Here is an 18,441-nt window from a genome sequence, read left to right as displayed (position 1 = left end):
GGCCGGGTAAGGCGAAGCCGCCACCCGGCGCTAAAGCGGATTAACGCAGAATTTTCTTCTCGGCCAGATCCAGGGCGAAGTAGCTGAAGATCAGATCCGCGCCGGCGCGTTTGATCGCACCCAGGCTTTCAAGGATCACTTTCTCTTCGTCGATCGCCCCTGCCTGCGCGGCGAACTTGATCATTGCGTACTCGCCGCTCACCTGGTAAGCGCCCAGCGGCAGCTCGGTGCGTTCGCGGATGTCGCGCAGGATATCAAGATATGCGCCAGCCGGTTTTACCATCAGGCAGTCTGCGCCCTGGGCTTCATCGAGCAGGGATTCACGAATCGCTTCGCGGCGGTTCAGCGGGTTCATCTGATAGGTTTTACGATCGCCCTTCAGCGCCGTGCCGGCTGCTTCACGGAACGGACCGTAGAAGGAGGAGGCAAATTTGGTGGAGTAGGACATGATGGCGGTGTCGGTGAAACCGGCCGCGTCCAGCGCCTGACGAATCGCCTGAACCTGTCCGTCCATCGCCGCAGACGGTGCGATGAAGTCCGCACCCGCAGCGGCCGCGACGACCGCCTGCTTGCCGAGGTTCAGCAGGGTAGCATCGTTATCCACGCCGTGATCGCACAGCACGCCGCAGTGGCCGTGAGAGGTATATTCACAGAAACAGGTGTCGGACATCACCACCATTTCCGGTACCGTCTCTTTGCAGATGCGGGACATGCGGGCGACGAGGCCATCTTCCTTCCACGCGTCGCTGCCGGTGGCGTCGGTATGATGGGAGATGCCGAAGGTCATCACCGAGCGGATCCCCGCGTTGGCGATGCGTTCGATCTCACGCGCCAGATATTTCTCCGGAATGCGCATGACGCCCGGCATGGCCTCGATGGCTTTGTAGTCATCGATCTCTTCTTCAACAAAAATCGGCAACACCAGATCGTTTAAGGTCAGGGTTGTCTCTTCAAACATAGCGCGCAGTGCAGGTGACTTACGCAGACGGCGGGGACGTGCAATTAAATCGGTCATGGTATGCCTGATGTTTGTGGAACAAAGAGGGCTAGTGTACCTCAAAGTGGCGACGGGTGTTTTACTAAAGTGGGCATTTTGCTTTTGCGAAATGCGGCAGATGAGTTTGCCTGTTACCAATAATATATAATGCAGGACAGTATAACGCTGAGAGAAGAATGAGATATTTGTGTTATTTCTATATGGAAATGAATGTATCATTAAAAATGATTTATTATTTTTTATGATATTTCCCTAATTGCTTTGCCCGTGCATTAACATTTTGTTTTTATAATATTTATTTTATGACGCCCTGTGCGTTGTAGTCTGAATCTGTTTTTTGTCTGAATGCGGACTTAATGGAAACATTCATTGAACCTTTTCGAAATGAAACTGCATAATTCCCTCCGCAATTAAATATTGCAAATTCATTGATGGACAAACTTGCTTACGTCCCTGAGGAGGGATGACCCAATGCAAACATGGAAAAAGAAACTCGTTGTATCTCAACTTGCATTAGCCTGCACCCTGGCTATCGCTTCTCAGGCCAATGCGAAGGATATTTCCGGTACGACATATAATACCTTCGGATACGATAATACAGCGACCACTCCCTGGTATTATGGCTATGCCGACTGGGATTTCTCAGATGCCATCCACGATGGTGATATTTACCCGGTGATTAATAAAGCCACCGTGAATGGTGTTATTTCAACGTACTATCTCGATGATGGCATCAATGGTCGGGCGAATGCGTTGAGTATTTCCAACAGCACCATTAATGGCATGATTACCTCTCAGTGTATGACCGCCACCTGTGCTGATGGTCTGGATGCCGACGGCACCCAACATGCTCAATACGATCGTTTTAGCCTGACCGTTGATAATTCCACCATTAATGATACGTATGAACATTATGCGTATGATGTTGTGAATGGGGAAAATACGGAAAGACACTATCTGGATACCTATGATATGGGTAATGCGATTACCCTGGACGTGGAATCAGATATTGTTATCCAGAATAATTCTCACGTCGCGGGGATTACCCTGACGCAGGGGTATCAGGAACGGGATAATACCCCGTACGACGGCGTTGAAGGCGTAGCCAACAGCAGCAAGGTCTTTACCGACACGCTGCTGGTAAAAGATTCGGTACTGACTTCCGGTGCGTACCGCGATTTAGGTACCAGCGGATTCTACGGTCAGACCGCGAAGCCGAGCGACTATAGTGAAACCGACGCGACAGGGGCAGATGATGCCGCGCTGATTGTTACCGCCAGCGCGTCTGATAACGCGATGCAGACCGCTGCCACGTTCGATCACTCCACCGTTACGGGCGACATCCTGTTCTCCAGCACCTTCGACAACAACTTCTACCCGAACGGCGATCCGGCAACCGATACCACCGAAGAGGGCGTCTATAACCCTACCACCAACGGCTGGGACGGCACCGATAAGCTGGATGTCACCCTGACCAACGGCAGCAAATGGGTCGGTGCTGCGCAGTCCAGCATTGAGGCTATCGGCACGACGCAGATGTATGGCCAGGGCTACAGCAATGTAGACTGGCGCACGCTGTCCCCGAACAGCATTTGGCCGGATTCCACCTATGACAGCAACGCACATGTTGCGGGTGACGCGGTGTATCAGAGCGGTCTGTTTAACATTGCACTGGATAACGGCTCCGAGTGGGATACCCGCAAGATGTCAAACATCGACACGCTGACGGTAAACAACCAGTCTCAGGTCAATGTTGAAAACTCAGGCCTGCTGGCGGATACCATCACTCTGACCAATGCTTCCTCATTGAACATCGGCGACAACGGCGGCGTGGCCACCGACCATCTGTATCTGGACAGCGATAGCCGTGCGGCACTGACGGAAGAAACGGCCGAGCTGTATGCCAACACCATCACCGTGGATAACGGTGAAGAGCTGGCGCTGGGTCTGGGCCAGGTTGATACGCACACTATGGTTCTGACCGATGGCGGCGTGCTGAATGTTGCGAGCCGCGATTACGTGCTGAACAGCGATCTGAACAACGCACGCTATATCACTAACGACAAGCGCAGCGCCGATTATGACTACGGCGTAGTGGCCATTCACTCTGACGGCCATCTGGCGGTGAACGGTGACGTCGCAGGCAACTATAAAGTCCGTATCGACGACGCGACCGGAGCAGGTTCCGTCGCTGATTACAAAAATAAAGAGATTGTCCGTGTCTATGACAATAACGCGGATACGGCGGCCAGCTTTACTGCCGCAAACAAAGCCGATTTAGGTGCTTATACCTACCAGGCGCAGCAGCAGGGTGACGCCGTCGTTCTGCAGCAGAAAGAACTGACCGACTCTGCCAATATGGCGCTGAGCATCCCTTCTGCTAATACCAATATCTGGAATCTGCAGCAGGATACCGTAGGTGCGCGTCTGACCAACAGCCGTCACGGCCTGGCGGATAACGGCGGGGCGTGGGTGAGCTACTTCGGCGGCAACTTCGACGGTGACAACGGCGTTATCAGCTACGATCAGGACGTGAGCGGTATTATGGTGGGTCTGGATACCCAGATTGACGGTAATAACGCGAAGTGGATCGTCGGTGGTGCGGCAGGTTTCGCGAAGGGCGATATCAGCGATCGTACCGGTCAGGTCGATCAGGATAGCCAGACGGCGATGATCTACGCGTCAGCGAAGTTCATGAACGATCTTTTCCTCGACAGCTCCCTGAGCTACACCCGCTTCAACAACGATCTCTCCGCTAACATGAGCAACGGTCAGTATGTTGACGGCAATACCACCAGTGACGCTGTTGGCTTTGGTCTGAAGCTGGGCTATGACTGGAAGCCAAACCTCTCTGGCTACGTAACGCCATACGCAGCCGTATCGGGTCTGTTCCAGTCAGGCGATGATTATCGCCTCAGCAATGACATGCGTATGGATGGACAATCATACGATAGCCTGCGTTATGAACTCGGTGTTGATACGGGTTACACCTTCAACTACGGCGGCGATCAGGCTCTGACCCCTTACTTCAAACTGGCCTGGGTTTATGACGACGCCGATAACAATGCCGATATTAACGGTGACAGCATTGATAACGGCGTGAAAGGTTCAGCTGTTCGTGTTGGGCTGGGCACCCAGTTCAGCTTCACGAAGAACTTCAGCGCTTACACGGATGCCACTTATCTTGGCGGCGGCGACGTTGACCAGAACTGGGGCGCAAACCTGGGTGTGAAATATACCTGGTAATGAATAAAGCGGGGGAGGGGGTATCTCCTCCGCTTTTTAGCGAAGCAATAAAAATAATATTGAACCGACAAATACGGATGACTTGAGGTCTGCATGAACGTTAATGCGAAACCACTTTCTGAATTACGCCGGCTCGAACAGGGGTTAATAGCAGCCAGTACCCCTTTTACATGTGCACCCCAACAATTAATTACGTCGGGCGAATCGAATGAGCCTCGCACGATCGTATTACAAACCGGCGTTATTGAGATCTATCGCCCTTCTGATGAACTTCTGGTGGGGATTGCGACTGCCCCCTTTATTTTTGGTCTGGCTACGGTGATGATTAATCATTCACAGGAATACAGAGTGATTGCTAAAACGGCCTGTACCGGTTTTTATTTATCCACAGAAACTACCCGACAACAAATCCAGCAATTTTCACTGTGGAAAGAGGCCTTCAGCTGGTTATCCTGGATAAATTACATTCTTGAGAAGCGCGATAAGCAGCTGGTTGGCAATAACTCCTATCACCAGATCCGCGCGATGCTGCTTAATATGGCCGAGTGGGATGAAACGCTGCGTTCAAAAATCGGTGTGATGAATCATATTCAGCAAAGCACACGCATTTCACGTTCTGTTGTTGCCGAAGTTCTGGCCGCCCTGCGACAGGGAAATTATATCAATATGAGCCGGGGCAAGCTGGTCAGCATCAACCGCTTGCCCACGGAATATTAATCTCAGTTGGATGCGGTAAGCACCTGGGCTTTATTGGCACTCAATTCCGCCACCAGGTTATTAACACCGTCACTCATATTGACGAAACGCGTATGCGGGGAGCGAGTGACTACCACAAACGCGCCCACGTTCGACTGCGGAATCATAGCCATATAGGTGATGAATCCGCCGCCGCCGCCGGTTTTCTGAATAATACCTGGCCGGCCATTTTTCGGTGCCATATAGACCCAGCCCATGCCGAGCGCATCGGCTTTACCCGGCACGTCCATCCCGATGACCCGATGCAGCTGAGTACGCTGATAAATCAGGGTCTGCATACGGTCGGCCTGGCTGCTGCGAGAGTAGAAATCCGAAGAAAGGAACTGCTGCATCCAGCGCATCATGTCGCCAGGCGTGGAGTAAACCCCGCCGCTGCCCACGGCCGCCAGCGTGTTATTACAGGGGCTGGCGCCTTTCTCCGCTACCATCAGGCGACGGCACTGGTCCGGGGACGGGGTAAAGGTGGTGTCTTTCATGCCGAGCGGACGGGTGATCTGCTCTTCAAACAGCTGGGTGTAGGGTTTGCCAGCCGCCGTTGAGAGGGCATCCGCCAGCAGGTCAAACGCCAGGTTTGAATATGAGGCCTGCGAACCCGGCGCCGCCTTCAGCGTGGCGGTACTCAGGTAGCTCCAGCGCTGGTCGCGCGTTGGCCAGACGAATACGTCACGATGCGCCGCGCCGCCTGGCTGTTCACGCGGCAGGGCGCTGGTGTGGGTAGCAAGGTTCACAAGCCGGATCGGCGTACCCTGATACGTGGGTACCCGGGCGCCTGGCGGCGCGTATTTGCTGAGCGGATCGTCGAGCTTCACCACGCCCTGGTCGAGCAGTTTCACCAGCATTTCGCTGGTCATCAGCTTGGTTAAGGATGCGATGCGGATAACGGAATCCAGCTGCGGGTGAACGTTATTGCCCGGGCGCGTTTCGCCAAAGCTGCGAAATACGCGCTGGTTTCCGTCGATAACGACCATCGCCATACCGGTCGCGCCGCTGCCGTAATAGATAAGGTTCGCGTAGCGATCGGCAATATCTGAAGCTAAAACGGGAGCCGTCAGCGGTTGGGCTGCCTGGGCGGTAGAAAAGCTCACCGCACACAGCGCGGCAAAAGAGAGCAGACAACGTTTCAACGAAAAGCATCCATGAAGTGAATGAGGAAAGTAATGGGTATTTATACTACTAATCGGTACCGTGCAATGCCCCGAATTGCATAACGATAGCGAGAAAAACGTAACCATGGGTAAATATGAACAATTTACTTGCGAGCCATCTCCCATTTTGTGACATCGGGCTTATGATAGGCACCAGTGTCACTCAATCTTACGGAGAACGGTATGTCTGAGAAGCGTGTGGTTATGGTTGTCGATATGCAAAACGGGGTGTTTGAAACCCCTCGTCATCAGCGCGAAAAGTGTGTCTCTCTGATCAACCAGCTTACGCAGGCAGCCGACACGGTGATTTTTATACAGCACACCGAGGCCGGGGGGCTGGAAGAGGGAAGCGAAGGGTTTGCGCTACTGCCTGAACTCCATCAGCCTGCTGGTGCGCTTTACGTGACCAAAACCGCCTGCGATGCCTTCTACAACACCGGGCTTGAGGCGCTGCTGCGGGAGCAGGGCATTCGCGAGTTTGTCATCTGCGGCTGCGCCACCGATTACTGCGTCGATGCGACGATCAAGAACGGCGTCAGCCGGGGTTATCACATCACCGTTGCCGAAGATGCCCATACCACCGCCAACCGTCCGGTTGCTGACGCACAGATCCTGATTAACCATCACAACGACGTCTGGCGTAACTTCATTGCGCCAGCGAATCCTCTCGCGGTGAAACGCACCGAAACAATTCTTGAAAACTGGAAAGCGAACTAATAATTAACGCTCGGGTCTGACCTTTTTGCCGGAGCCGGGAGGCTGGCTCGGGCAGGTTTTCGTGTGGTGACGTGTTGTACACAGCAACAGCCATAACAACAAGAAGGAAGCATTATGTTTAAGTCTTTTTTCCCAAAGCCGGGGCCTTTTTTCCTGTCGGCATTTATTTGGGCACTGATCGCTGTCATTTTCTGGCAGGCGGGCGGCGGCGCATGGCTGACGCGCATCACGGGGGCGACAGGCGAGGTGCCGATTAGCGCGGCGCGCTTCTGGTCGCTGAGCTACCTGCTGTTTTACGCCTACTACATGGTGTGCGTAGGGCTGTTTGCCCTGTTCTGGTTTGTCTATTCACCCCACCGCTGGCAGTACTGGTCGATCCTTGGCACATCGCTGATTATCTTTGTGACCTGGTTCCTGGTGGAAGTGGGCGTAGCGGTTAACGCCTGGTATGCACCGTTCTACGATCTGATCCAGACCGCGCTGAGCTCGCCACACAAGGTGACCATCAATCAGTTCTACCATGAGGTCGGCGTCTTCCTCGGCATCGCCCTGATTGCGGTGATCATCGGCGTGATGAACAACTTCTTCGTTAGCCACTACGTTTTCCGCTGGCGTACCGCGATGAACGAACATTATATGGCGCACTGGCAGCACCTGCGCCATATCGAAGGTGCCGCACAGCGTGTGCAGGAAGACACCATGCGTTTTGCCTCCACGCTTGAAGACATGGGCGTCAGCTTTATCAACGCCATCATGACGCTGATTGCCTTCCTGCCGGTGCTGGTGACGCTCTCGGCGCACGTGCCGGATCTGCCGATTGTCGGCCACATTCCGTATGGTCTGGTGATTGCCGCGATTGTCTGGTCGCTGATGGGCACGGGCCTGCTGGCGGTAGTTGGGATTAAACTGCCGGGTCTGGAGTTTAAAAATCAACGCGTCGAAGCCGCATACCGTAAAGAGCTGGTGTACGGTGAAGACGATGCCAACCGCGCCTCGCCGCCGACCGTCCGCGAGCTGTTTGGCGCCGTGCGTCGTAACTATTTCCGTCTCTACTTCCACTATATGTATTTCAACATTGCGCGTATTTTGTATCTGCAGGTGGATAACGTTTTCGGTTTGTTCCTGCTGTTTCCGTCCATTGTTGCGGGTACGATTACGCTCGGTCTGATGACGCAGATCACCAACGTTTTCGGTCAGGTTCGTGGGTCGTTCCAGTACCTGATCAGCTCCTGGACCACGCTGGTGGAACTGATGTCCATCTACAAACGTCTGCGCAGCTTTGAACGCGAGCTGGACGATCGTGACCTGCAGGAAGTCACCAACACATTTAGCTAATACAGGACGTTGCTATGCCTTTTGCCGTACCGCGCGCGTTACCGTTGACCATACTGGCCGCTTTTGTGCTGGCAGGCTGTGCCGAAAAGGGGGCCGCTCCGCTCAAAAAGGGCGAGAAGCCCGTTGATGTGGCGAGCGTTGTGCGGCAGAAAATGCCCGCCAGCGTGAAGGATCGCAATGCGTGGGCAGACGCGCTGGCAAAAACCTTTGAGAGCCAAAAGATTGCGCCGACCGAGGAGAACATCTGTTCGGTGCTGGCGGTGGCACAGCAGGAGTCGATGTACCAGTCAGACCCGGCTGTGCCGGGGCTGAATAAAATCGCCTGGAAAGAGATCGACCGCCGCGCGGAGTCCATGCATATCCCGGTATTCCTCGTGCATACCGCGCTGAAAATCACCTCGCCGAACGGCAAAAGCTACAGCGAACGGCTGGATACGGTGAAAACCGAAAAACAGCTTAGCGCTATTTTCGATGATTTCATCAACATGGTGCCGATGGGGCAGAAGCTGTTTGGCTCACTGAACCCGGTCCACACCGGTGGCCCAATGCAGGTAAGCATCGCGTTCGCGGAGAAACACACCGACGGCTATCCGTGGAAAATCGACGGTACGGTGCGCCAGGAGGTCTTCTCCCTGCGCGGCGGACTGTGGTTCGGCACGTATCACCTGCTGAACTACCCGGCGAACTACGATGAGCCGCTGTACCGCTTTGCCGACTTTAACGCAGGCTGGTATGCCAGCCGTAATGCGGCATTCCAGAGTGCGGTCAGCCGCGCAAGCGGCGTTAAGCTGGCGCTGGACGGCGATCTTATCGCCTACGGCAGCAGCGAGGCGGGAAGCACCGAGCGTGCGATCCAGAAATTATCGACAACGCTTGATATGAGCAACAGCGACATTCGCCGTCAGCTTGAGAAAGGCGACAGCCTGGCCTTTGAGAAAACGGATCTCTACAAGAAAGTGTTTGCGCTTGCCGATAAGAAAAGCGGGAAAACGTTACCGAGGGCTATCCTGCCGGGGATCCAGCTGGAAAGCCCGAAGATCACGCGTAACCTGACCACCGCGTGGTTCGCGAAACGCGTGGACGATCGTCGGGCTCGCTGTATGGGGCTTTAACGGCGGCGGCGAAAGCGCAGCACTAATGCCACAACGCCCAGAATCATACATCCCGCGAGGAAGGGAATCAGGCCGAACAGGGTGCTGACGCCAAAGCCAATCTCAACTCGCGGGCGTCCGTTATCCTGTACCTGCATCAGGTGTTCATAAACGCCAGGCGCATGGACCAGCATATTGAGCAGCTGCGAGCCAGCCCAGAAGCAGAACAGAACAAACAGGGCATACGCGATATTACCCGCCGTGGAGGTTTTTGGTTTTCCGCCAAAAATCGGTTTCGACAATGTAAAGTCAGCCATGATGACCTCCGGATAAATCGCTCTGTTAATACGCTTCGTACAGGGTGAGTTTGACAGGTCATCGCATTTGTCAATATCAGAATCGTGGTAATTTACGCGACGGAATCCTCCTGGATTGTTGATTTCTGCAGCACGTCACAATTTATTAACTTAAGTGAAATTGCGTCGCGTTTCAGAATTTCCGTATCTGCCACAGACCTGGCCGTAAAACTGTGAGAGGATGTCTTTTTTTCCTGCCGGAGTTGTTATGAAGCTCACGTCCAAACTACGCCGTGACTGGCACTACTACGCCTTCGCTATCGGGCTGATCTTTATTCTTAACGGTGTCGTGGGTCTGCTGGGGTTTGAAGCAAAAGGCTGGCAAACCTATGCCGTCGGGCTGGTGACCTGGGTCATCAGTTTCTGGCTGGCGGGGTTGATTATCCGCCGCCGTCCTGAAGAGACGACAGCGGATGAGGCAGCGTCGGCGAAGCGCGCCGATTAACCGTTTACGGAACTTTTAAGCGCGCTGTCGGCGGCATGACGCTCCAGCGCCAGTTCGATCAGGCGGGTGATCAGTTCCGAGTAGCTGAGGCCGCTCGCCTGCCACAGCTTCGGATACATGCTGATGTTAGTGAACCCCGGCAGCGTGTTGATTTCATTGATCACCACCTCGTTTTCCGGCGTCAGGAACACATCCACGCGCGCCATGCCGCAGCAGCCGAGCGTCTGATAAGCGCGAATGGCGATCGCCCGGATCTTATCGTTAACCGCCGGATCGAGAGCCGCAGGCACGACAACCTGCGCGCCTTTATCATCAATGTATTTGGTGTCGTACGAGTAGAAGTCGCTGTTTAAGACCACTTCGCCGCAGGTGCTCGCCTGTGGAAAATCGTTGCCCAGCACGGCGCACTCAATTTCACGGCCTTTGATGCCCTGCTCAACCACCACTTTATGGTCGAACTCAAACGCCAGGCGGACGGCCTGGGTGAACTCTGCTTCGCTGGTCACTTTGCTGACGCCCACGGAGGAGCCCTGGTTTGCTGGCTTCACAAACAGCGGCAGACCCAATTCAGCGCTAATCTGCGCGAAGCTGTGCTTGTCGCGGTTGGCGCGGGTGAGCGTCACAAACGGCGCGATATTCAGCCCGGCGTCGCGCAGCAGGCGTTTGGTGACGTCTTTGTCCATGCACGCGGCGGAGCCGATTACGTCCGAGCCGACGAACGGCAGGTTGGCCATGCGCAGCATCCCCTGCAGGGAACCATCTTCCCCCAGGGTACCGTGAACGATAGGGAAGACCACGTCGATCTGAGCGAGTGCCTGTGCATTGCCGGCATCGATAAGCTGCCCCTTCGCGACGCCGGGTACGGTGGCGACGCTAATTTCTGAAGGATTCAGGGCGATATGGGCCGGATCGTGAGCATTCAGCAGATACTGGCTGGCATCGTTAACGTGCCACTGGCCCTGTTTATCAATGCCCAGCAGCACCACGTCGAAACGGCTTTTATCGATCGCATCAACGATATTTTTAGCCGATTGCAATGACACTTCGTGTTCCGCTGATTTTCCCCCAAAGACAATACCTACGCGCTGCTTAGCCATCTCACTCTCTTCCAGTCTGACGAAAAGCCAATAACATACCACGATGCCCGGCGGGTTTCGCGACCTTCTGCCATAATGTTTGGGGGAATGTTCAGGGGGGCGAGTGAAAGGAAAAACGCTGCTGACCGTTTTGATTCTTATCGCCGTCGCAACGGTGGGTTACCGCTGGTTGCCGCCTTACTACAACCCTTTCATACCGCTGACGCTTGACGATCCGCCAGGCCGAATCACCCAGTATAAGCTTCGGCGCTTAACGCCCGAGGCCTGCGCAAGCCTGCTTGCGCAGGCTAATCAACGCGATCTCATCCGCACCCAGCCGGTCGCTGACAGCGCCGGGGAATGCCCGCTGAGCGACGTCGTGCGCGTGCGAGACTTCGGCCCGGTCGGCCTGAACGGCAGTTTTCTTGCCAGCTGTCCGCTGGCGCTCAGCTCAGCCCTCTTTATCAGCCAGCAGGCCCGGCCGCTGACAAAACGCTATACGGGCAGCGACCTCGTGCGTATCGATCACCTCGGCAGCTTTGCCTGCCGCAATATTTACCACCGCCCTGACGCGCGCCGCAGTGAACATGCCACGGCGGAGGCGCTGGATATTGCCGCTTTTCGTCTGGCGAACGGCGAACGCGTCACGGTGCTGAACGGCTGGAAGGCGGCCACGACGCAGCCCTGGCTGAAGGCGATGCTGGCGGCAAGCTGCGGGTACTACGGGAACGGTCTGGGGCCAGAGTACAACGCGGCGCATGCCAACCATTTTCATCTCGGAATGCGCGGTTTTGGCCTGTGCCGGTGAAGCATAATATTCCGCCAGAAAATGGATGAATTGTGACTTATTTCACAAATATGATGACTGGGAAGATAAAACACCAAAGTCGGTCAGGCCGCATCTCTGGTGCGACGTTAACACGCGTAACTTGCTAATCTGACGGCGAATTCGCCTAAAAATGAAGACTATTCTGTATGGAATCCTGGAAAGTTAATCTCATCTCGGTCTGGTTCGGTTGCTTCTTCACCGGGCTGGCCATCAGCCAGATTTTGCCGTTCCTGCCGCTGTACGTCTCGCAGCTGGGGGTCACCTCGCACGAAGCGCTCTCCATGTGGTCCGGCCTGACGTTCAGCGTCACCTTTCTGGTTTCCGCGATTGTGTCACCCATGTGGGGCAGCCTGGCCGATCGAAAAGGCAGAAAACTGATGCTGCTGCGCGCCTCGCTCGGGATGGCGATAGCCATTCTGCTGCAGGCCTTCGCCACCAACGTCTGGCAGCTGTTCTTCCTGCGGGCGGTGATGGGGCTGACGTCCGGGTATATTCCAAACGCCATGGCGCTGGTCGCCTCTCAGGTGCCGCGCGAGCGGAGCGGCTGGGCGCTGAGCACGCTCTCCACGGCGCAGATCAGCGGCGTCATCGGTGGCCCGCTGCTGGGGGGCTTTCTGGCGGACCACGTCGGACTGCGCGCGGTATTTATCATCACTGCGGTTCTGCTGGTGGTCAGTTTTCTGGTCACGCTCTTTCTGATTAAAGAGGGAGGCCGCCCGGTTATCAGTAAATCTGAACGCCTGAGCGGCAAGGCCGTTTTCGCCTCGCTGCCTTATCCGGGGCTGATGATCAGCCTGTTTGTCACCACCATGGTGATCCAGCTCTGTAACGGTTCGGTGGGGCCGATACTGGCGCTGTTTATCAAGTCAATGGAGCCGGAGAGCACGAACATCGCTTTTTTAAGCGGCATGATTGCCGCCGTGCCGGGCGTATCCGCCCTGATTTCCGCGCCGCGTCTCGGAAAACTGGGTGACAGGATCGGTACGGCGCGCATCCTGATGGCGACGCTGATCTTTGCGGTGGTGCTCTTCTTTGCGATGTCGTTCGTCACCTCTCCGCTTCAGCTTGGCGTACTGCGATTTCTGCTCGGCTTTGCCGATGGCGCCATGTTGCCTGCGGTACAGACCCTGCTGGTCAAATATTCCAGCGACCAGGTGACGGGGCGTATTTTTGGATATAACCAGTCATTTATGTATCTGGGGAATGTTGCCGGTCCGCTTATTGGCGCCTCCGTTTCCGCGATGGCCGGTTTTCGTTGGGTATTTGCGGCGACGGCGATTGTCGTTTTAATCAATATTATCCAGCTGGCTATTGCGCTGCGACGCCGCAGACAAATGGCGGAGGCGAAATCGGCGAGATAACGCTTTCGCAGATGTATTATATATTCTTATGGTAGCCGCATTTTTATATAACAAAATGCGGCGTCTTTTTATAGAAAAACGTTTCGCTCACGGCGAGGTCTCTTTATTTCCGTTTCTGTATCACTTTTGCATACCATAATTAATTTCTTCTCTTTGCATTATGGATTCAGAGTGATAACGTCAGATAAAACTGAAAAGGAACTGGCACGATGAAAAACCTCATTGCTGAATTGCTGGTCAAGCTGGCACAAAAGGAAGAAGAGTCAAAAGAGCTGGTGGCCCAGGTCGAAGCGCTTGAAATTGTGGTCACCGCGCTGCTGCGACAAATGGCGAAATCCGATCAGCAGGCGTTGATTGAGAGCGTGGAAGGCGCGCTGGAGAGCGTCAGGCCTGAATCGCAGGTACCGGTTGAAGATGCTGAGATGCTCCACCAGTACGTAAAGAAGCTGTTAAGGCATCCGCGCAGCTAAACCGTCACAGGACGTAACGACGTGTCATAGAATTGTCATGCAGGATGCCTATAGTCGCTCTGTTTTTATTTTTATGTATTTTTACATGGAGAAAATAAATTGAAACAGAGCGCACTTTTCATCGCATTACTTCCTCTGTTAATTACCCCTGCCATTTATGCTGACACGACGCAAACCAGCGTCCTGGATAATCGTGCGGCAAAAGGGGATATCACCCAGCCCGGCGGCGCGCGCCGATTGTCGGAAGATCAAACCGCCGCCATTCGCGCTTCGCTTAATGAAAAACCGGCGAAAAATATTATTCTGCTGATTGGCGATGGAATGGGTGATTCCGAAATCACGGCGGCGCGAAATTATGCCGAGGGGCGGGCGGCTTTTTTAAAGGTATCGACGCATTACCGCTGACCGGACAATATACCCACTACGCGCTGGATAAAAAAACCGGTAAACCGGATTACGTAACGGACTCTGCGGCCTCGGCCACGGCGTGGTCCACCGGCGTGAAAACCTATAATGGCGCGCTGGGCGTGGATATTCACGAAAAAGATCGTCAAACCCTTCTGGAGATGGCAAAAGCGGCGGGCCTGGCGACCGGTAACGTCTCCACTGCTGAACTTCAGGATGCGACGCCTGCGGCGCTGGTGGCACACGTGACCTCGCGTAAATGCTACGGCCCGTCAGTGACCAGCGAAAAATGCCCAACGAACGCGCTGGAAAAAGGCGGCAAAGGCTCGATTACGGAACAGCTGCTGAATGCGCGTCCTGACGTGACGCTGGGCGGCGGCGCGAAAACCTTCGCGGAAACCGCGACGGCGGGCGAGTGGCAGGGCAAAACGCTGCGCGAGCAGGCGCAGGCGCGCGGCTATCAGCTGGTGAGTGACGCAAATTCGCTGGCGGCGATAACCGAGGCGAACCAGGACAAACCGCTGCTGGGGCTGTTCTCTGACGGCAACATGCCCGTGCGCTGGGAAGGTCCAAAAGCCTCATATCACGGCAATATCGATAAGCCAGCAGTGACCTGTACGCCTAACCCTAAACGCACGGACAGCGTACCGACGCTGGCGGCGATGACCGATAAGGCGATCGATCTGCTGAGCAAGAGCGAAAAAGGGTTCTTCCTGCAGGTTGAGGGGGCGTCGATCGATAAGCAGGATCATGCGGCAAATCCGTGCGGTCAGATTGGCGAAACCGTCGATCTGGACGAAGCGGTGCAGAAGGCGCTCGCGTTCGCGAAAAAAGACGGTAACACCCTGGTGATCGTCACCGCGGATCACGCGCACGCCAGCCAGATCGTTCCACCAGATACCAAAGCCCCTGGCCTGACGCAGGCGCTCAACACCAAAGATGGCGCCGTCATGGTGATGAGCTACGGCAACTCTGAAGAAGAGTCTATGGAGCACACCGGCACCCAGCTGCGCATTGCCGCCTACGGCCCGCACGCGGCCAATGTGGTAGGCCTGACCGATCAAACGGATCTGTTCTACACCATGAAGGCGGCGCTGGGTCTGAAATGATAAATTCCCGGCGGAAATCACATCTGCCGGGTGGTTTTTTTCCTGTCACGAACCAGACTTACAGGGAATGTTCACAAAAGGATGGTGCAATGAAAACAACATTACTGGTTACTCTGCTCTCCGGCCTGTTCCTGGTCGCATCGGCGAACGCGGAAGAGAAAACATTAACGCCGCAGCAGCAGCGTATGACCACCTGTAATCAACAGGCGACGTCTCAGAGTCTGAAGGGCGATGCCCGCAAGACCTACATGAGCGACTGCCTCAAAAACGGCGCTTCAAAGCCAGCTGAAAAAAGCCTGACGCCTCAGCAGCAAAAGATGCGCGAGTGTAATGCCAAGGCCACCGAGCAGTCCCTGAAAGGGGATGACCGCAGCAAGTTCATGAGTGCCTGCCTGAAGAAAAAAGTGTAGTTCGAACGGGTGAGCGGCTCCGGCGGCTCACCCGAAATTTCATACTTTCCCCGCAGACCCCCTCTCTATAATTTGGGAAAATGTTTCAGAATATTCCCAAAAATGATGAATGATGAAACGTATTACAACACAAAGCGCATTCGGGAAGAGTGGAATTTAACCCTTTCTCAGGATGACCCTCACCGCGCCGGCATTCAGTTTGCCCGGCGCGTTCGGCTGGCGCGCGCCGTGGGGCTGGCAGCGATGTTTTTCCCGGTTGCGGGGATGCTGGTCACCCATTTTTTACCCGGAGGCTGGTGGCTTTTACTGGTGGGGTGGGCGTTCGTCTGGCCCCATTTCGCCTGGCAGTTATCCTGCCGGGCCGCGTCACCTCATCAGCAGGAAGAGTTCAATCTTAAGATCGATGCCATTATTGCCGGGCTCTGGATCGGCGTGATGGGGATGAGCGCGTTACCCTCGGCAGCGCTGGTGATGATGGTCGGAATGAATATGATGGGCTCCGGGGGCTGTCGTCTGTTTATCCCGGGGATCCTGCTGACTCTGCTCTCCGCGCTGGTGACGCTGCCGCTTGTTGGGCGCGTGGCCGTCTTCAACCCCGACCTCGTGGAGTGGAGCTTAACGCTTCCCGTACTGGTGCTTTATCCCATGCTGTTTGCCTGGCTCAGCCACCGCACCGCCGTCAGGCTTGCTGAGCACAAGCAGCGGCTGGAAATGATGAGCACCCGCGACGGCATGACCGGGGTCTATAATCGCCGACACTGGGAAATGCTGCTGCGAAATGAATTTGAGCATTGCCGCCGCGATCGCTGCACCGCCACGATTTTACTGATTGATATCGACCACTTTAAAAATATCAACGATACCTGGGGGCACGCCGTGGGGGATGAGGCGATCATTGCCATCACGCGCCAGCTTCAGATGTCGGTACGGTCAGGTGATGCCATCGGCCGGTTTGGCGGGGATGAGTTTGCGGTGATTATGTCGCAGACCGCAGCGGAAAGCGCCATCGCCGTCATGTCCCGGGTGCATGAGCGGCTGGAAAAGCTGTCGCTACCGTGCGCGCCAAAAGAGGCGCTGCGCATCAGCGTGGGCGTTGCCCCCTGGGGGCCGCAGTTTGCACATTATCGGGAATGGCTAAAGGCGGCTGACGTGGCGCTGTACAGGGCGAAAAATGCCGGGCGCAGCCGCACCGAAGTGGCCGCCTGACGCCCGACTGAAACGATCAGGATTTACTCAGCTTCTCTGATTTTTCCATGCATTTTGCCATTGCTTCAATGACGGCCGAGCGGAATCCACGCTCCTCCAGCACCCGCACCGCTTCGATGGTGGTACCGCCCGGGGAGCAAACCATGTCTTTCAGTTCACCCGGGTGTTTGCCGGTTTCCAGCACCATTTTGGCGGAGCCCATGACGGCCTGCGCGGCGAACTTATACGCCTGGGCGCGCGGCATTCCGCCAAGCACGGCGGCATCGGCCATCGCTTCCAGGAACATGAAGACATACGCAGGCGCAGAACCACTCACGCCCACCACCGGATGGATCATCGATTCGGCAATCACTTCCGCTTCGCCGAAGCAGCGGAAAATGTTCAGCACATCGGCTACGTCTTCCGGGGTCACCAGCGCGTTAGGCGTGACGGAGGTCATGCCGGCGTTAACCAGCGAGGGGGTATTGGGCATTGCGCGAACAATTTTGCGGTCATGGCCCAGCGCGCGCGCCAGCTGGTCAAGCGTCACGCCCGCGGCAATCGACACCACCAGCGTATCTTTATTCAGGCTGGAGGTGATGTCGCTCAGCACTTTGATCATGATGTTCGGCTTGACGGCGCCAAAGACGATATCGGCGACCTGGGCCACTTCCTGCGCGCTTTCGGCGGCGTTAATCCCGTATTGATCGCGCAGCGCGGCGACCTTGTCCGGTGACGGGGTATAGACCCAAATCTGACCCGGCAGCACCTGCCCGCTGGCGATCAGGCCGCCCAGAATGGCTTTGCCCATGTTACCGCAGCCGATAAACCCGATTTTCTTGTCCATCACGATCCTCCGTCATTATGCGTTGTTTTCTCTGATTGATAGCTTAACAACGAAATGCAGGCGACAATAGTCGGCAGAGTCATTATGGGGAGACAATATGGCGATTTGGGTTGATGCGGACGCGTGTCCGAACGTGATTAAAGAGATTTTATTTCGCGCCGCCGAGCGCGTTCAGATGCCGCTGACGCTGGTGGCGAACCAGAACATTCGCGTGCCGCCTTCGCGCTTCATTCGTTCTTTGCGCGTGCCTGCCGGATTCGACGTGGCAGACAACGAAATTGTCCGCCTGTGCAGCGCGGAAGATCTGGTGATCACGGCGGACATTCCGCTGGCGGCCGACGTGCTGGAGAAAGGGGCGGCGGCGCTCAATCCGCGCGGAGAGCGATACTCGCTGTCGACCATCCGCGAGAAGCTTACGATGCGCGATTTTATGGATACCATGCGGGCCAGCGGCGTGCAGACCGGTGGGCCGGACAGCCTCTCACAGCGCGATCGCCAGCAGTTTGCTGCCGAGCTGGATAAATGGCTGCTGGAAGTGAAGCGCCGTACAGCGAAATGATAATTATTGTCAATGTGTGGTACAGTGTGGCCTCCACAGGGTTGTCATCCCGTACCGCTTTGCAGTAAAGTAATCGCAACATCTTCTGCAATTATTTCTTTA

17 protein-coding genes and 1 pseudogene are annotated in these 18,441 nt (G+C 55.4%); 13 read left to right on the top strand and 5 right to left on the bottom strand.

Annotation, left to right across the window (positions count from 1 at the left end; translation table 11 throughout):
• Window positions 1-40: 40 nt before the first annotated feature.
• Window positions 41-1,015 carry a porphobilinogen synthase gene (gene hemB / locus B498_RS01370; RefSeq protein WP_008503294.1) on the bottom strand — a complete coding sequence of 325 codons (975 nt, stop codon included), beginning with the start codon at window positions 1,013-1,015 and terminating at the stop codon, window positions 41-43.
• A gap of 453 nt (window positions 1,016-1,468) precedes the next feature.
• Between hemB and B498_RS01375 the strand changes: the two genes are divergently transcribed.
• Window positions 1,469-4,243: an autotransporter outer membrane beta-barrel domain-containing protein gene (locus B498_RS01375; RefSeq protein WP_008503293.1), complete on the top strand. Its 2,775-nt coding sequence runs from the start codon at window positions 1,469-1,471 to the stop codon at window positions 4,241-4,243.
• Between the two features lie 93 nt (window positions 4,244-4,336).
• Entirely contained in the window at window positions 4,337-4,960 is a 624-nt protein-coding gene (locus tag B498_RS01380; RefSeq protein WP_008503292.1) for a helix-turn-helix domain-containing protein, read from the top strand.
• A gap of 2 nt (window positions 4,961-4,962) precedes the next feature.
• Here the strand turns inward: B498_RS01380 and ampH are convergent, their stop codons facing one another.
• Complete coding sequence (ampH, locus tag B498_RS01385) at window positions 4,963-6,123, bottom strand: D-alanyl-D-alanine-carboxypeptidase/endopeptidase AmpH (protein ID WP_008503291.1); 1,161 nt, start codon at window positions 6,121-6,123, stop codon at window positions 4,963-4,965.
• Window positions 6,124-6,327: 204 nt separating this feature from the next.
• Here ampH and B498_RS01390 point away from each other — a divergent pair, with 204 nt between their 5' ends.
• The 3 genes from B498_RS01390 (at window position 6,328) to B498_RS01400 (ending at window position 9,308) form a co-directional block, all read left to right on the top strand.
• Window positions 6,328-6,861, top strand: coding sequence for an isochorismatase family protein (locus tag B498_RS01390; protein WP_008503290.1), 534 nt, complete (start codon window positions 6,328-6,330; stop codon window positions 6,859-6,861).
• Between the two features lie 114 nt (window positions 6,862-6,975).
• The gene (sbmA, locus tag B498_RS01395) at window positions 6,976-8,196 is read left to right on the top strand and encodes a peptide antibiotic transporter SbmA (protein WP_008503289.1); all 1,221 of its coding nucleotides are present in this window, start codon (window positions 6,976-6,978) and stop codon (window positions 8,194-8,196) included.
• A 14-nt stretch (window positions 8,197-8,210) separates the two neighbouring features.
• Window positions 8,211-9,308: a DUF1615 domain-containing protein gene (locus B498_RS01400; RefSeq protein ID WP_008503288.1), complete on the top strand. Its 1,098-nt coding sequence runs from the start codon at window positions 8,211-8,213 to the stop codon at window positions 9,306-9,308.
• On the opposite strand, the gene B498_RS01405 is transcribed toward B498_RS01400, so the two are convergent.
• Window positions 9,305-9,604, bottom strand: coding sequence for a DUF2755 family protein (locus tag B498_RS01405; protein WP_008503287.1), 300 nt, complete (start codon window positions 9,602-9,604; stop codon window positions 9,305-9,307). The two genes, B498_RS01400 and B498_RS01405, sit on opposite strands and share 4 nt — an antisense overlap.
• A gap of 247 nt (window positions 9,605-9,851) precedes the next feature.
• Here B498_RS01405 and B498_RS01410 point away from each other — a divergent pair, with 247 nt between their 5' ends.
• The gene (locus B498_RS01410; RefSeq protein WP_008503286.1) at window positions 9,852-10,088 is read left to right on the top strand and encodes a DUF2754 domain-containing protein; all 237 of its coding nucleotides are present in this window, start codon (window positions 9,852-9,854) and stop codon (window positions 10,086-10,088) included.
• Here the strand turns inward: B498_RS01410 and ddlA are convergent.
• Window positions 10,085-11,185 carry a D-alanine--D-alanine ligase gene (gene ddlA / locus B498_RS01415; protein ID WP_008503285.1) on the bottom strand — a complete coding sequence of 367 codons (1,101 nt, stop codon included), beginning with the start codon at window positions 11,183-11,185 and terminating at the stop codon, window positions 10,085-10,087. The genes B498_RS01410 and ddlA overlap by 4 nt on opposite strands.
• A gap of 103 nt (window positions 11,186-11,288) precedes the next feature.
• Between ddlA and B498_RS01420 the strand changes: the two genes are divergently transcribed.
• From B498_RS01420 to adrA, 6 genes and pseudogenes are all read left to right on the top strand, one after another.
• Entirely contained in the window at window positions 11,289-11,972 is a 684-nt protein-coding gene (locus B498_RS01420) for an extensin family protein (protein WP_008503284.1), read from the top strand.
• A gap of 167 nt (window positions 11,973-12,139) precedes the next feature.
• Window positions 12,140-13,354: a multidrug efflux MFS transporter gene (locus B498_RS01425; protein ID WP_008503282.1), complete on the top strand. Its 1,215-nt coding sequence runs from the start codon at window positions 12,140-12,142 to the stop codon at window positions 13,352-13,354.
• 209 nt (window positions 13,355-13,563) lie between these two features.
• Entirely contained in the window at window positions 13,564-13,824 is a 261-nt protein-coding gene (gene iraP / locus B498_RS01430; RefSeq protein ID WP_008503281.1) for an anti-adapter protein IraP, read from the top strand.
• Window positions 13,825-13,923: 99 nt separating this feature from the next.
• Window positions 13,924-15,338: pseudogene (phoA, locus tag B498_RS0121765) on the top strand (alkaline phosphatase).
• An 89-nt stretch (window positions 15,339-15,427) separates the two neighbouring features.
• Entirely contained in the window at window positions 15,428-15,748 is a 321-nt protein-coding gene (psiF, locus tag B498_RS01435) for a phosphate starvation-inducible protein PsiF (protein ID WP_008503278.1), read from the top strand.
• Between the two features lie 102 nt (window positions 15,749-15,850).
• Window positions 15,851-16,954 (top strand): diguanylate cyclase AdrA, encoded by a 1,104-nt coding sequence (adrA, locus tag B498_RS01440; protein WP_008503277.1) that lies wholly within the window; start codon window positions 15,851-15,853, stop codon window positions 16,952-16,954.
• Window positions 16,955-16,970: 16 nt separating this feature from the next.
• Here adrA and proC read toward each other — a convergent pair whose 3' ends face one another.
• Window positions 16,971-17,780 (bottom strand): pyrroline-5-carboxylate reductase, encoded by an 810-nt coding sequence (proC, locus tag B498_RS01445; protein ID WP_008503276.1) that lies wholly within the window; start codon window positions 17,778-17,780, stop codon window positions 16,971-16,973.
• A 97-nt stretch (window positions 17,781-17,877) separates the two neighbouring features.
• Here proC and B498_RS01450 point away from each other — a divergent pair, with 97 nt between their 5' ends.
• Window positions 17,878-18,339: a YaiI/YqxD family protein gene (locus B498_RS01450; protein WP_008503274.1), complete on the top strand. Its 462-nt coding sequence runs from the start codon at window positions 17,878-17,880 to the stop codon at window positions 18,337-18,339.
• The last annotated feature ends 102 nt before the right edge of the window (window positions 18,340-18,441 follow it).

This window comes from Enterobacter sp. SST3, assembly GCF_000286655.1.
Taxonomy (GTDB): domain Bacteria; phylum Pseudomonadota; class Gammaproteobacteria; order Enterobacterales; family Enterobacteriaceae; genus Enterobacter; species Enterobacter roggenkampii.
Note: the sequence above shows the minus strand (reverse complement) of the source record. Positions and strands in the feature narration are given on the sequence as shown.